The 13,931-nt window shown below is 69.3% G+C and carries 14 protein-coding genes; 6 read left to right on the forward strand and 8 right to left on the reverse strand.

Features of this window, described 5'->3' with window-relative positions; all coding sequences use genetic code 11:
- Positions 1-60: 60 nt before the first annotated feature.
- Positions 61-930, reverse strand: a complete 870-nt coding sequence (locus tag ACIQU6_RS20285; RefSeq protein ID WP_403483026.1) for a phytanoyl-CoA dioxygenase family protein — start codon at positions 928-930, stop codon at positions 61-63.
- A 248-nt stretch (positions 931-1,178) separates the two neighbouring features.
- Between ACIQU6_RS20285 and ACIQU6_RS20290 the strand changes: the two genes are divergently transcribed.
- Both ACIQU6_RS20290 and ACIQU6_RS20295 read left to right on the forward strand, forming a co-directional pair.
- On the forward strand, positions 1,179-1,352 hold the full coding sequence (locus ACIQU6_RS20290; protein ID WP_403483027.1) for a transposase: 174 nt from the start codon (positions 1,179-1,181) through the stop codon (positions 1,350-1,352).
- Positions 1,353-1,702: 350 nt separating this feature from the next.
- On the forward strand, positions 1,703-2,989 hold the full coding sequence (locus tag ACIQU6_RS20295) for a glycosyltransferase (protein WP_403483028.1): 1,287 nt from the start codon (positions 1,703-1,705) through the stop codon (positions 2,987-2,989).
- A 140-nt stretch (positions 2,990-3,129) separates the two neighbouring features.
- Here ACIQU6_RS20295 and ACIQU6_RS20300 read toward each other — a convergent pair whose 3' ends face one another.
- Positions 3,130-3,552 carry a winged helix-turn-helix transcriptional regulator gene (locus ACIQU6_RS20300; protein WP_403483029.1) on the reverse strand — a complete coding sequence of 141 codons (423 nt, stop codon included), beginning with the start codon at positions 3,550-3,552 and terminating at the stop codon, positions 3,130-3,132.
- Positions 3,553-3,768: 216 nt separating this feature from the next.
- Here ACIQU6_RS20300 and ACIQU6_RS20305 point away from each other — a divergent pair, with 216 nt between their 5' ends.
- Positions 3,769-4,494, forward strand: coding sequence for an alpha/beta fold hydrolase (locus tag ACIQU6_RS20305; RefSeq protein WP_403483030.1), 726 nt, complete (start codon positions 3,769-3,771; stop codon positions 4,492-4,494).
- On the opposite strand, the gene ACIQU6_RS20310 is transcribed toward ACIQU6_RS20305, so the two are convergent.
- A complete protein-coding gene (locus ACIQU6_RS20310) occupies positions 4,481-5,521 on the reverse strand; it encodes a hypothetical protein (protein ID WP_403483031.1) in 1,041 nt (346 codons plus the stop codon). The genes ACIQU6_RS20305 and ACIQU6_RS20310 overlap by 14 nt on opposite strands.
- A 271-nt stretch (positions 5,522-5,792) precedes the next feature.
- On the opposite strand from ACIQU6_RS20310, the gene ACIQU6_RS20315 reads away from it, so the two are divergent.
- From ACIQU6_RS20315 to ACIQU6_RS20325, 3 genes are all read left to right on the forward strand, one after another.
- A complete protein-coding gene (locus tag ACIQU6_RS20315; protein ID WP_403483032.1) occupies positions 5,793-6,812 on the forward strand; it encodes a proline racemase family protein in 1,020 nt (339 codons plus the stop codon).
- A 159-nt stretch (positions 6,813-6,971) separates the two neighbouring features.
- Complete coding sequence (locus tag ACIQU6_RS20320; protein ID WP_403483033.1) at positions 6,972-7,568, forward strand: TetR/AcrR family transcriptional regulator; 597 nt, start codon at positions 6,972-6,974, stop codon at positions 7,566-7,568.
- 75 nt (positions 7,569-7,643) lie between these two features.
- Complete coding sequence (locus ACIQU6_RS20325; protein ID WP_403483034.1) at positions 7,644-9,047, forward strand: NAD(P)-binding protein; 1,404 nt, start codon at positions 7,644-7,646, stop codon at positions 9,045-9,047.
- 97 nt (positions 9,048-9,144) lie between these two features.
- On the opposite strand, the gene ACIQU6_RS20330 is transcribed toward ACIQU6_RS20325, so the two are convergent.
- From ACIQU6_RS20330 to ACIQU6_RS20350, 5 genes are all read right to left on the reverse strand, one after another.
- Positions 9,145-9,669: a GerMN domain-containing protein gene (locus ACIQU6_RS20330; RefSeq protein WP_403483035.1), complete on the reverse strand. Its 525-nt coding sequence runs from the start codon at positions 9,667-9,669 to the stop codon at positions 9,145-9,147.
- Positions 9,666-11,120, reverse strand: a complete 1,455-nt coding sequence (locus tag ACIQU6_RS20335; protein WP_403483036.1) for an ATP-binding protein — start codon at positions 11,118-11,120, stop codon at positions 9,666-9,668. Before ACIQU6_RS20335 ends, ACIQU6_RS20330 begins: the two co-directional genes overlap by 4 nt.
- Positions 11,117-11,809, reverse strand: coding sequence for a response regulator (locus tag ACIQU6_RS20340; RefSeq protein WP_403483037.1), 693 nt, complete (start codon positions 11,807-11,809; stop codon positions 11,117-11,119). Before ACIQU6_RS20340 ends, ACIQU6_RS20335 begins: the two co-directional genes overlap by 4 nt.
- Positions 11,810-11,935: 126 nt before the next feature.
- Positions 11,936-12,529, reverse strand: coding sequence for a GerMN domain-containing protein (locus ACIQU6_RS20345; protein ID WP_403483038.1), 594 nt, complete (start codon positions 12,527-12,529; stop codon positions 11,936-11,938).
- Between the two features lie 113 nt (positions 12,530-12,642).
- Positions 12,643-13,908, reverse strand: coding sequence for an acyltransferase family protein (locus ACIQU6_RS20350; protein WP_403483039.1), 1,266 nt, complete (start codon positions 13,906-13,908; stop codon positions 12,643-12,645).
- Between the last annotated feature and the right edge of the window lie 23 nt (positions 13,909-13,931).

Below are 13,931 nucleotides of genomic sequence, written 5' to 3' on the forward strand. Positions count from 1 at the left end.
GTACCGGTCGCGCCGATGCGGCGACGGTCGACGGAGCACGGCCACGGCGCACGGTCCGGCTCAGAGCCCGAGGTGGTCGGCGAGTTCGCTGTAGTCGACCTGCCAGAGACCGGCGCTCCCCTTCGGGTACTGCGACCGGAACCCGATGAGCCCCTGCACCCGCGGGGACAGCGTCTTGACCAGGTCCCGGTCGACCAGGAAGGGGTACGCCTCCTCGCCGGTCAGGTAGCCGGGGTTGAGCGCGAAGGCCAGAGCGCGCCGGTACTCGTCGGTCGTCTGGTTGGCTCCGCCGCCGTGCGCGGTCTTCCCGCTGAAGAACAGCGCGTCCCCGATGTGCATCTCGGCCGGTACGGTCTGCTCCGGGGTGCCGCGGTCCTCGAAGTCCGCCCAGTGGTTGCTGCCGGGGATGACGCGCGTGGCCCCGTTCTCCTCGGTGAACTCGGTCATCGCGATCAGGAAGTTGACGGCCGCTTCCGGCCCGGCCGGTCCCATGCCGACGAACGGGAACCAGTTCTCAAGGTCCCGGTGCAGGAACTGCGCCGCGTTACCCGGGCCGATCTCGATGGCCTGCGTCGTGGTCATCCAGTAGGTCCCCGACTCCTCCAGGAACACCGCGTCGGCGAGCGCGTGGACCAGGTCGTCGTCGATGACCTCGTTCCGGAACGTCGCGCTGAGGGAGACCAGGTTCGTCAGCCGCTTGGTGTTCTTGCCGTGGAACTCGGCGACGAACGCGTCCTCGTGCGTGGACCCGGCCTGCTGCCCCCGCATCGCCGGCTCGATCTCGCGGTTGACCCGCTCGACCTGCTCCACGCTGAGCAGACCCTCGATGATGACGCCGCCGTCCTCGCGGAACGCCGTCAGGATGTCCTCGACCGGTGTGGCGCGCGGCACCCTGCGCAGCCGGGCGGTTCCGGTTGCCGACTTTGTCATGGCTCTCCTCCTGGGGCTGTGGCATACGGCCAGAGCGTGTGCTCGTGCTGAACTCGGCCTCCATGTTTCCGCCGTCGGCCCGCGCGGATCTACGGCACGATTGCGCGTGATGCCGCGGATGCAGGTGCAGTTCGCACCATTCGGTCGCGCTGCGGCCGCGGGTGCGTGGTGCGCACCATGATCGGAGACCTTCGACGCGACGCCATGTGCCGCTTCCTGGACCGCCTCGCGCGCCACTTCGACACAAGGTGCACCTCGTCCTGGACGGACACTGGGCCCGCCGCTCCCGGAAGGTCCGCGCCCGGCTCGCCGATCAGCCCGACCGGACCGAGCTGCGCTTCCTGCCGTCCTACTCGCCCGAGCTGAACCCCGATGAGCTGGTCAAGGTCGGCTTCAAGCGAAGTCTGCCCATGCATAACTGAGCCCGGAAACAGGCTCAACTCGCCGCCGAAACCCGCAGCTTCTTCCACCGCCGTCAACGTCAGCCGCTCACGATCCGGCTACTTCAGGGCGGTCCACACGTCCGCCACGCCATCGAAGAGAACCCTTTGAGTCTCGGACAAATATGAGGTGCGCGGGAATTGAGCGCCGGCGTGCCGTTTCGGAGGCTGCACAGGGCGCCATACCGGTCGGTCGAATTCGGCAGACGCCGCCAACCGAAGGTTTTCCCTCTCTCGCATGGGAATGTTGCGGTGTCTGTTGCTTGCGAATTGAGGTCGGTTGACATGGTGGAGCGTGAGTCGAGCAGCAAGTCGCGAGGAGGATGGCTGCGATGAAGGTGTTGCTGGTCACGCATGGCACACGGGGTGATGTCCAGCCGTATCTGGCGCTGGCCCGCGGCTTGATGACGGCCGGACACGAAGTGACGCTGATGGGACCCCAGTCCTATGCGGCGCTGGCCGGCTCGGCGGGGGTGCCCTACGTTCCCCTGGTGGACGGGCCTCTTGAGGTCCTGACTGATCCTGTCGTCCTGAGAGCGAACGAGGATCGCCGCGGACTTCGCGGCATTGTGCGTGGAGCGCGCTGGCTTGGGAGAAACCGGCCGTATTGCGTGAAGCTTTTCGGCGACCTGATTGCCAAGACCAAAGGACAACCTCGCCCTGATGTCGTGGCGTTCACGCCCTGGGTGTCGGCGCATCACCTCGCCGAGTGGCTGCAGGTACCCGCTGTGCCGGTGTGCTTCCAGCCTGGTTGGGTACCCACGCCCGACTTGGTCAATCCGTTGCTATCCGTGCGCCTGCCCTCTTCACTGAGCCGGGCATCCTATGCCTGTACGGAGTGGTCAATTCGCACGTTGTACGGTTCGGCAGTGGTGCGCCGGCGACGTCAAGCGCTGGATCTTCCGGGTCGCGACCTCGGCATTCTCTCCCGTCCCGATGGGCGGCCGGCTACCGTATTGCAGGCATTCGACCCCAGCGTGCTGCCCGGTGCTCCTCGCTATCCCGCCACCACTCACACCACGGGTTTCTGGCATCTACCGACGAACACGGATTGGCACATGCCTCCGAGCCTGCGCTCGTTTCTGGAGGCCGGCGAGCGACCTGTGTACATCGGGTTCGGCAGCATGGTCGGAAGCCGTCCCACTGTGACGAGCAGAGCCGTTCTCGCCGCTGTGCGCAAGGCCCGGGTTCGCGCTGTGATGGGCGTTGGCCGGGGTGGAGTGATGGCCCCTGAGTTGGAACGGCGCCAAGCCGGTGACGATGTGTTCTTCGTCGACGAGGCGCCACACGAACGACTTTTCCCTCACATGGCTGCGATCGCTCACCACGGTGGCGCCGGAACCACGGCGTCGGCCCTGCGATCAGGCCGCCCGCAAATCGTGTGCCCTTTCATGTTCGACCAGCCCTTCTGGGCCCAGCGCATGCACGCCCTCGGCCTCGCACCCCAGCCTTTGCCGCAGTACGACCTCACCGTCGACCGTCTGGCCGAATCACTGCATCACGCAGTCCGCGACACCAAATTGGCCGAGCGGGCCCATCAATTCGGGCTCCGCACTACCGGCAGAGACGGAGTAGCACATGCCGTTGAGGTCCTTGAGACGGTTGTGAACTCCTCCTGACAAGTCCCCGATGGAGAACCCGTCGCTGCACGGCCAGCCCTGGAACGCCCCACCGACCTCGCACCCCGCTGGCGCCGAGCAGGAGGGCGGTCAGCGACGGGCACGGAAGGGTGTGAAGTTCCCGCGACTCCCCAAATCCGTTATGGTGCCGCCGACTTGTCCGTGCGGGTGTCATACGCGGCGCGGGCGTCGTCGATCCGGGTGAGGTGCGCGACGCTCCAATCGAGCAGGGGCAAGGTGGCCTCGCGCAGGGTGAGGCCCATTTCGGTGAGCTCGTAGCTGACGTGCGGCGGCATCACGTCGTGCACGGTGCGGGTCAGGATGCCGTCCCGCTCCAGGCTGCGCAGCGTCACGGTGAGCATGCGCTGGCTGATGCCGTCGATGGACCTTTTGAGTTCGGTGAAACGGCGCGGCCCGTTCCTGAGGTTGCGCACGACCAGCAGCGACCATTTGTTGCCGACGATGTCGAGCACGACCCGGGTTCGGCACTCGTCGCTGGGCTGCGCCACCGGCCGCGGATCGCCATGTGCATCGTCATCTGCATCGCCACGTCCCGAGACCATCGTTACCTCCAGGGAACCGGGGCACCGAAAAGTGCCTTATTGCCTGTGGTGCGTCGCGTGCACCAGCATGTTCTTGGTACTCAAACAGTACCGAGGCACGAATCGTAACCATCGGCCAGAGCCGTGAACTTCCGCCCTGCGCAGGGTCGTTCCCTTCTGCTCTGCTGTCCTGCTCTGCTTCTGCCTCCGCTTCCGCGATGAAGGATTGACTCACTCATGTCTACGTTCCTGTTGGTACACGGTGCTTGGCACGGCGGATGGTGTTGGGAGCGGGTGGTACCGCTGCTGGAGGCGGCAGGGCACCGGGTGTTCGCACCGTCCCTGACCGGCTACGGCGACAAGGTGCACCTAGCCGGTCCCGAGGTGGGGCTCGATACCCACGTCGACGACGTGGCCCGGCTGATCACCGCGGAGAACCTCAACGACGTCATACTCGTCGGCCACAGCTACGCGGGACTGGTCATCTCCTCCGCGGCCAACCGGATTTCGCAACGCATCGCGCACCTGGTCTACCTCGACGCGATGGTCCCGAAGGACGGCGAGTCCGCGGCCGACGTCCAACCCGCGGTACGGCAACTGATCGAGCTCGCCGAGACGTCCGAGAGTGGCTGGCGTGTGCCACCGATGCCCGAACAGCCCGCACCCTTCGGCCTGTTCGGGGTCACGGAACCGGCGGATGTTGCCTGGTTGCGCGGGATGCTGTCAGACCAACCGGTGCGCTGTCTGCAGCAACCGGTACGGCTCGACAATCCAGCCGCGAACGCGATCCCACGCACGCACATCCACAATGTCGGCGCCACCCCAGCAGGCATCCCCCGTCGCCCCGTCCCCGCGATCCAACCCAACGGCACTCCCGCGCAAGTCTGGGAGCTGCCGACCGGCCACGACTGCATGATCACCATGCCGACCGAGCTCAGCGAACTGCTGCTCAAACTCGCCTAGGTTGCGCCTTCCCCGGCCACCCGGCAGCACCACCGCCCCGCGCCGGTCGCATGGCGGCGCGGGCCGCGGCGAACACCGCCTGCCCCGCACCCGTCGGGGCGGGCTCATCACCGGCAGCGGCCGTCTCGGCTTCTATGCGACGGCAAGCCGCGCACAGCCGCTCGTCGTCCACCGGCCGGAACAGCAGCGGTTGGAGATGCTGCGCACCGGCGCATTCCCGCATCGCGGCCACCCGCGGCACCGCGGGTGCTCCGGCCGCCGCCTGTTCGGCGAACGACGGTGCTTCCGGCATCTTCCGCAGCAGCCGATCACGCACCAGGGCTGCCGGACTGTGCACGATGTCCGGTAGCCCGGTGGTCAACGCTTCCCGCATGTCCCGGTCCGTGGCCCCGCGTTGTAGCCATTCGGCCGCCAACGGTGCGAGGCTCCGCGCCTCGTGCCCACCGAGCCATAACCGCCGCTCGGCGTGCGAGACGGCTGCCAGGGCATGAACGCCGCGCTCCATCAGTTCACGCGGCACGGTGGGTACGGCAGGTACGGGCGGTACGGCGGGTACTGGAGCACGATCGTCGTTCGCGGAGGCGCCGCCCTCCCGTTCGCTGGCCATTGCCGCGCGGTCCGGGCCTCTGCCGTGCCGCCCGCCGGGGGAGGGCGGTTGGGATGTGTTCTCGTCGTTGTTCTTCTGGGAACGGCCGACCGCCCGACCCGTCGGTTCACCGGCGGCCGGAATCGCGACCGCCGGTCGACCGTCACGCACCCCGGCGGCCTCGGCCGCGCCGAGCGGCACGTTGGAGACGAGCTGCACGGTCGACCAACGGCCGCCCGACCCCTGCCGCCGCCACTCGTGCAGATACCCCTCGTCGCACAACTCCCGCTTCGCGCGGATGAACGCCGTCTTCCTGATCCCGGCCCGCTGCGCCGTCACCGACAACGGCTCGTTCGCCCCGCTCGGGAGCGACAGTTGCCAGGTCAGCAGCCGCACGGCGTCCGACGACAGGCGTGGGTGACGAATGATGTCGTTGGGCACCTGCGAGAAGAAACGCGCAGGCGCGATAGCATGCCTAAGCATCCCAGGGAGCTCCTACTCCGTGGAGGTGTAGGCCCTCGGAATGGTGCGCCAACACCGCCGGGGGCCGCTTCGTTTTCGGCACGAAGCCACCGATTCACCGCCACCGTACCTCACAACAAAACGCGCCGGGACGACATGGGAAGAGCGGCCTGCCGCCTGGTCAATTCCCGACGGCGGTTGCACAGTTGGCTCACCCCTCGACCCCCGTACTCACCCCGAGGAGGACGCCATGACCACCCATCAGGTCTCGACCACCGATTACCACACCGCCGGTGAACCCTTCCGCATCGTTCCCGAACCGCCGGTCGCCATCGAAGGCGCCACGGTCGCCGAGCGTCGCATGTTCGCCATCAACAATCCCGAGGTGGACAACCTGCGCAAGCTGCTGTGTTGCGAACCGCGCGGACACGCAGACATGTACGGAGGCTTCCTCACCGAACCCGACGACGACGTAGCCCACTTCGGGGTGTTGTTCTGGCACAAGGACGGATTCTCGACCGCCTGCGGACACGGATCCATCGCGCTCGCGGTCTGGGCCGTGCAGACCGGTCGGGTCGCCCGCGACCCCACCGGCGTCACCACCGTCGTCATCGACGTCCCCTCGGGCCGGGTCACCCTACGCGTGCGCTCCGACGGCGAACGCATCACCGGCGTCGACTTCCTCAACGTTCCCAGCTACCGGCTGGCCGAACGCGTCGCCGTCGCCACCTCCCGCGGGGAGGTCGTCGTCGACATCGGCTACGGCGGTGCCCTTTACGCCCAACTGAACGTCGGCAGCATCGGGTTGGCCGTCACGCCCGCTCACTACACCGACCTCATCGCGATCGGACGCGAGGTGAAGTGTGCACTCAACGGCACCGAGTACGCGCGTCACCCCGTCGACGACCGCCTCAGCGGCATCTACGGCACCATCCTCTACGCCGACCTCGGCTGCGACGAGAACGGCAACCCGCACCAGCGCAACGTCACCGTCTTCGCCGACGGGCAGGTCGACCGGTCCCCGTGCGGCTCCGGCACGTGCGCACGCCTCGCGACACTCGCGGCGGCCGGTCGCCTCACGCCAGAGCAGGCCCTGGTCCACGACTCGATCGTCGGCACCCGCTTCCATGCCCGGATCGCCGGGCAACTGATCGCCGACGGCTACCCCGCCGTCGTCCCGCAGGTCGCGGGGATGGCGTACCGAACCGGCGAGCACCGCTTCGAGCTCGACCCCGCAGACGAACTGGGCACCGGCTTCGTCCTGCGGTAGCCGACCCACTGGCCGACAGAGGCGCCGCTGACCTGCGGGAACGTATTTAACTGGAGTTGACAACTCCAGATATATGGTAGGCGCATGAACGGAACGGAACCACCCGCACCCCGTGGCCCACGACGCCTGAGGCGTGATGCCGAGGCCAATCGGCAGCGCGTGCTCCAGGCCGCTCGGGAGGTGTTCGCCGAACGAGGGCTGGGGGTGAACCTCGACGACATCGCGCGCCACGCCGGTGTCGGAGTGGCGACCTCCTACCGGCTCTTCGGCAACAAGCAGGCGCTGATCAACGAGCTGTTCCAAGCGCGCGTCGACGCCCTGGTGGCGTTCGCCGAGCAGGCCCTGACGAACGACGACCCGTGGGAGGGGTTCGTCGAGCTGACGACCATGACGTTGGAGGAGATGGCCAACGATCGCGGACTGCGGGAGGTCGTCTTCTCCGAGGTCGGGGGCCGTCCCGAGGTGGCACAGGCGCGCCGCAAGTTCGTTCCCGCAGCCGACGCGGTGATGCGTCGCGCACAGGACGCGGGCCTGCTGCGCCCGGACCTGGCGACGACCGACCTGCCCCTCATCTTCCAGATGCTGAGCCGCGCGATCCACCACACCCAGCCCGTCTCCGGCGCGGTGTGGAGGCGCTACCTGACGATCGTCCTGGACGGTCTGCACGCCCGCCCCGGACTGACGGACATGCCGGTGGACGCCCTCACGACAGCCGAGGAAGAGCAGGTGGCCGGCGTGAATCCCACCCGTTCCTGAGCCTTTCCGCAGACCTCCGAGGTGTCCCTCGCGGGTCCCCACCTTCGAAAACAATCACGCAAAGGACGGCATCCCATGAAACCGACAACTCTTGAGGTCGACTACCTGATCGTTGGGGCCGGGGCCATGGGCATGGCCTTCGCCGACACCCTCATCACCGAAACCAACGCCACGGTGGCGATCGTCGACCGCTACGACCAGCCCGGCGGGCACTGGACGGTCTCCTACCCCTTCGTGCGCCTGCACCAGCCGTCGGCCTTCTACGGCGTCAACTCCCGCGAGTTGGGCAGCGGCACGGTGGACCAGCACGGTTGGAACGCCGGCATGCACGAGCTGGCCTCGGCCAGCGAGATCCTGGCCTACTTCAACCACGTGATGTACAAGACGCTGCTGCCCACCGGGCGCGTCTCCTACCACCCCAAGTCGTACTACGACGGCCCGGACCCGCAGCGGCCGGACGTCCAGCGCTTCCACTCCATCGTCAGCGGGGACCGCTTCGAGGTCACCGTCAAACGACGGACCGTGGACGCCACCTACATGAACGTCACGGTGCCGGCCATGGTGCCGCCCGCGTACGAGGTCGCCCCCGACGTCCGCGTGATCACCCCCAACCAACTGCCCGCCCTCCAGGACCGGCCCTCCCACTACACCGTCGTCGGAGCGGGAAAGACCGGCATCGACACCTGCCTGTGGCTGCTCAGCCGCGGCACCGATCCCTCCGACATCACCTGGATCATGCCGCGCGACTCCTGGCTCCTCGACCGCGCCCACTGGCAGCCCGGACGGTCCGAGACCGAAACGCAAGCGGCCCGGCTCAAGGCGGTGGCCGACGCCAACACCGTCCAGGACCTGTTCGCACGGCTTGAGGACAGTGGCGTACTGCTGCGACTGTCACCCGACGTCGAGCCGACCGCCTTCCGCTGCGCGACGGTCGCCCGCGCCGAACTCGATCAGCTACGCCGCATCGACAACGTCGTCCGCCACGGCAGGGTCAAGCGCATCGACGCGCACGCGATCGAACTCGACCAGGCCACCATCCCCGCGCAGGCCGGAACCCTCTACATCAACTGCACCGCCGACGGCCTGGAGCGACGGCCGACGGTGCCGGTGTTCGACGGCCCGCGCATCACGTTGCAGGCGGTCGTTCCCTGCCAGCAGGTGTTCAGCGCCGCACTCGTCGCCCACGTCGAGGCGAGTTACTCCGACGACGTCATCAAGAACGTCCAGTGCCCGCCTGCGCAGCACCCCAACTCCGCCCTGGACTGGATACAGTTCTTCGGCGACATCCAGGAGCGGGTCTTGCGATGGACCGCCGACCCCGCACTCCTCGAATGGCTCCGGGACTGCCGGCTCATGGGACGCAAGCTCCCCGAGTTCACCCCCGAGCAGCGGACCGCGCTCCTCCCCACGTTCCAGGCCCAGAAGGCGAAGCTGGGGGAGTTCCGCAACCAGGCAAAAGCACTCGCGGCGGTGAACTGACCGCCGCTACGACCCCGCACGCCGACACCCATGCTGACGACTCCGAGCACAGGTGTCGGCGTGCGGCACGAGCGGACCGGCCACGAACCCTTCATGCTCAAGGACTCGCGCACTCCTCCGTGTTGGCTTCGCCGCCCTCGGGACGGTGGAGCCTGATGCGGGCTTCCTGGGGCCTGGTGCCGTGGGAGAGAGCGACGGCGTCGGCGGTGGTACAGACGAGTTGGCGCAGGGCGGTGGGGTTGGCCGTCCAGTGGGGCGGGACGTAGACGTCGGCCAGGTCGCGTTCCCGGGTGACGGCCGCCGGTGCGGGGGTGCCTGGCGGGATGAAGCTGACCAGGCCCCGGCTGCGCTCGGCCGGGTCGGGACCCGCCACGAGCCGGTCCACGGCGGCCTGGAGGGTGTCCGGGCCGCGATAGGGGCGGGAGACACGTTCGAGGCCGAGGGGGGAGGAGAAGTAGACGTGCACGGCGGCCGCCGGATGGCCGCCCGGCGCGGGGAGTCCGGAGGCGGGAGCCCCGGCGTTGATCGGGCCGGTGCTGTCGATGCCGCACGCGGTGAGGGACGACGCCAGACAGAGAACGAGCAGGGCCGGGAGCGCTCCGAGCGCAAAGCGGGGCCTCACGCCTCCGGCTCCTGGGGCAGGGTGAGGGTGAACACCGCACCTCCGCCTGGTGCGTTGGCGGCGGTGAGCGTGCCACCGTGCAGACGGGCGTTCTCCGCCGCGATGGCGAGACCGAGGCCGCTGCCCTCGCTGCGGGTACGGGCCGCGTCCCCCTTGGTGAAGCGGTCGAAGACATGCGGCAGCACGTCGTCCGGGATGCCCGGCCCACCGTCGGTGACGGTGAGGACCAGCCGGTCATCAGCGGTCCGGGCCCGTACGTCGACCGGTACGGACGCACCGCCGTGCCGCAGGGCGTTGCCGACGAGGTTGGCGAGGATGACGTCGACGCGTCGGGGATCGAGACGGGCACGCAGTCCGGGCGGGACGTCCAGCGAGACCCGGTCCTGCCAGTGCCGCAACGCGAGCGTCTTGCGGACGAGTTCACCGACATCGATCTCGTCCAGGTCCAGGACGGCGGCGCCCGCGTCGAAACGGGAGATCTCCATGAGGTCCTCGACCATGCGCACCAACTTGTTGGTCTCGCCGGCGACCAGTTCCAACGCCTCGGAGGTCTCCGGATCCAGCCGCCCGGAAGCCGCGTCCTTGTCCAGGATCCCCGTCACGGCGGTCATCGCGGCGAGCGGCGTGCGCAGCTCATGGGAGACGTCCGAGGCGAACCGGCGGGCCCGGGCCTCCATGGCGCGCAGCCTGGTGGCGTCAGCCTGGAGGGTTGAGGCCATCGTGTTGAACGTGCGGCCCAGGTCGGCGAGTTCGTCATTGCCCGTGACGTGGATCCGGGTGTCGAGGGCACCCTCGGACATGCTCTCGGCGGCCGTGCGCAGTTGCCGTACGGGACGCAGGACACGGCGCGCCGCCAGCAACGCCGGGATGATCGACAACACCACCACGGGCAACGCGCCGGCACGCGCCGCGGAGACCAGGGCGGCGACGTCCTGCTCCTCGTGGGCGAGCGAGAAGGAGGCGTAGACGACCAGCCCGGACGGCTCGGACGGTTGGCCTTCGCGGGTGACTGGCAAGGCCACCGCCAACCAAGGTTCCCCGCCATGATGGAAGCGTTGGACAACGGCGGTGCGCGCCGAGGCGGCGTCGGTCCGCAGACCCTCAGGCAGGACGGGAGCGGTGCTCGCGGCGGAGACGAGGGCACCGTCACGGTAGGCGGCCGCCGTGCGCCAACCGCGGGAGCCCCCGGCCCGGTCGACCTGGAGCGCGAGGGCACGCAGGTCCGCCGCGGCGGGCGCGTACGGCAAGTCCGGGGCGAGCGAGCCCACTTGGGCACGCAGATCGTGCACGGCGCTGTCCCGGGCACGGTCCAGGATGGCCGACCGCGCCTGGCGGAAGGTGAGGGCGGCGGCACACAGCGCACTGAGCGCGGAGACCAGGAGGAACGCGACGACGAGCCGGGTGCGCAGGCCCTGCGGCAGGCGGCGACGCCCCACACGACGGCGTCTCACAGCGGCCCGAAACGGTAGCCGAAGCCCCGCACCGTCTGGACGTAGCGCGGGCTGCGCTGGTCGTCCTCGATCTTGGCGCGCAGCCGCTTCACACAGGCATCGACGAGCCGCGCGTCGGCGTAGTAGCTGTGCTCCCAGACCTGTTCGAGGAGCTGCTGGCGGCTGTACGTACGACCGGGGGACGCGGACAGGAAGAGCAACAGCTTCAGTTCGGACGGGGCGAGCGTGAGTTCCTGGCCGCGCTTGTGCACGCGCATCGAGGCGCCGTTGATCTCCAGGTCACCGTGGACCAGGAGTTGGCCGGAGGCGTCTCCGTCCGGCTGCGCGGGGGCGACGCGGCGCAGCACCGAGCGCATCCGCGCCTCGATGACCTCCCCGCTCGCGGGCTTGATGATGTAGTCGTCGGCGCCGGCCTCCAACCCCACCACGACGTCGATGTCGTCGTCCCGGGCGGAGAGGATCACGATGGGCAGTTGACTGGTCTCGCGGATCCGACGGCACACCTCCAACCCGCTCATGCCAGGCAGCATCAGGTCGAGCAGCACGATGTCCGGCGCGAACGGCCCGAGCGACTCCAGGCCGTCCTCACCGGTGGCCACCGCCTCCGTCTCGTGGCCGCTGCGGCGCAGCCCCAGCTCGACGCCGCGCCGCACGGCGGGATCGTCCTCGATCAACAGGACGCGTGTCATGGACCGGTCCTCTCCTTTCGCTCGTCGACGCATCCGCTACCCCGGAGCAACTCACGAAGGGGCGCAATCGGCGGATTCACGGCGAAGATACACAGACGGTGCGAGTGGCACCGGGAGTTCGGGGCGTCAGCGACTCGCGCGCGGCGCCCCCACCGGGACGGCCGCGCCCGTCTCGTCACAGGTGACCGTCCACGGCTCCCCAGGCAGTCCGGACTCATAGACCTGCACGACGACGTCCGTGGACGGCCTGCCACCCGGAACCCCCGGCGCCGCAGCGGCCGTACACACCAACTGGTTCACCGCCGAACGATCCAACTCCGATACCAGCCACGGCAGTTGCAACGTCACCGTCCCAGGCGACGCCGCCTCGGCCCGGACCCGATGCGTGCCGGCCGGCAGCGCCGTACTGAGCCCGCGCTCCCGCTCGTCACGGGTCGGCCCCGCCAACAACTCGTCCAACGCCCGCTGCGGACCGGCACCGGCCGGCGCGGCGCGGGCGACGGGCCAGGTGCCGTTCGGGGCCGCGAAATACACCCGCACCCAATGGTCGGCATTGCCGGCCCGCCCCCCTCGGGCCGGCGCGCCGGCCGCCTCCGGCCCGGCATCGGAGACACCACAGCCGGCGAGCACCGAGCCGACGAGCAGCACGGCCGCGACAACGCAGGCCGGCCGCAGGCCGGGCTGGGACGACGCCCTCCGCGCCGCGCTCCACCGAGCCACGCCGGCACTACGCTTCCCGTGCGTAACCTTCATCCTGTCCACCGGCCATGGCCCCTTCCTCCCGTACGTGCCCAGTCTCCCCGCCGGTCGTCCGGGCGCCGGGCACCTCCGCCTCACGGCGCCGTCAACCGCCCCACGTCCACCGACCCCGCTCCCGGATTCGGCTGCGGAACGGCCACCCAGACACCGACCGCCACACCGACGGCAGCGACGACCGCGAACAGACCCCGACGCCCGGTCGCCCACCGCACCCGGAACCGAACCGGATCCTCCACCCACACCTTTGTCAGCCAGGCAGCCAACAGCGACACACCGACGGCGAAGGCGGTGCGTCCCCACCCGCCGACCCCCAACACCGTCTGCGGCAACAGCAGATACACCGGCCAGTGCCACAGATACAGGCTGTACGACAACTCACCGAGACGGCGCGGCACCACACTGCCGGCCAGTCGACCCGCGCGCCCGTCCGGCGCCTGAGCGAGCAGCGCGATCAACAGCGCGGCCGCCAAGGAGTGCACGAACAGCCCGCCCCGGAAGAGCCCCGGCGCATTCTGACCATCCGTCAACACCCACGCCGCGCCGATCCCACACACCAACACCGCGCACACCCCGTCCGCGACACGCCGGGGTATACGGGCCACCAGGCTCCGAACCGGCGCCGTGGCCGCCAGCGCGCCCAACAGCAGGGAGAACGCCCGGGTATCGGTGCCCTCGTACGCCCGCGTCGTGTCCACCGCACCGCCGAAGTGCAGCATCAGCGCGAGCGACACCAGCGCCCCGCCGCCCGCGAGGACCGCGACCCGCCGGTGCCCACCCCGCCCCCTTCCGACGCACGCCACCACCAACGGCCAGACCAGATAGAACTGCCACTCGACGCCGATGCTCCACAGGTGCGCGAAGACCCTGGAGCCGGAGGCGTTCCAGTACCCGATCTGCTCGATGATGAAGTGCCAGTTCGCCGCCTGGGCCGCCACCCACGGCGCGTCTTCGAGGGCGAAGAGCAGCGCGGACGGCGACCCGAACGCCCAGGTGAGCAACAGCGTGCCGACTCCGACGACGGCGAGCGCGGGCAACAACCGCCGCGCCCGCCGCCCCCAGAACGCCACCAGACCGACCCGCCCCCGATCCGCCGCCTCGCGCAGCAGCAACCCCGTGATCAAGAAGCCGGACAGCACGAAGAACAGGTCAACGCCGAGGAAGCCACCACTCAGGTGCCCGGCGTGAAAGAGGAGCACGGCGAACACGGCCAGCCCGCGCAGCCCGTCGAGCGGGGCGATGTGGGCGGCCCGAGGGCGCCCGTGGACGCGCCCGCGACGCGGACGACGGTGCGAGCCCGACGGGTATGGGAGCTGGGACGGAGGCGAAGTCGATGACGACATGAAGGTCCAGAACGAGTGGAGGA

This window comes from Streptomyces sp. NPDC090442 (assembly GCF_044769405.1).
GTDB lineage: Bacteria > Actinomycetota > Actinomycetes > Streptomycetales > Streptomycetaceae > Streptomyces.

Bases quoted from the DNA above. Each gene is read 5' to 3' on its own strand.
- ACIQU6_RS20285 (WP_403483026.1), bottom strand. From the start codon at position 930: ATGACAAAGTCGGCAACCGGAACCGCCCGGCTGCGCAGGGTGCCGCGC.
- ACIQU6_RS20295 (WP_403483028.1), top strand. From the start codon at position 1,703: ATGAAGGTGTTGCTGGTCACGCATGGCACACGGGGTGATGTCCAGCCG.
- ACIQU6_RS20300 (WP_403483029.1), bottom strand. From the start codon at position 3,552: ATGGTCTCGGGACGTGGCGATGCAGATGACGATGCACATGGCGATCCG.
- ACIQU6_RS20305 (WP_403483030.1), top strand. From the start codon at position 3,769: ATGTCTACGTTCCTGTTGGTACACGGTGCTTGGCACGGCGGATGGTGT.
- ACIQU6_RS20315 (WP_403483032.1), top strand. From the start codon at position 5,793: ATGACCACCCATCAGGTCTCGACCACCGATTACCACACCGCCGGTGAA.
- ACIQU6_RS20325 (WP_403483034.1), top strand. From the start codon at position 7,644: ATGAAACCGACAACTCTTGAGGTCGACTACCTGATCGTTGGGGCCGGG.
- ACIQU6_RS20340 (WP_403483037.1), bottom strand. From the start codon at position 11,809: ATGACACGCGTCCTGTTGATCGAGGACGATCCCGCCGTGCGGCGCGGC.
- ACIQU6_RS20350 (WP_403483039.1), bottom strand. From the start codon at position 13,908: ATGTCGTCATCGACTTCGCCTCCGTCCCAGCTCCCATACCCGTCGGGC.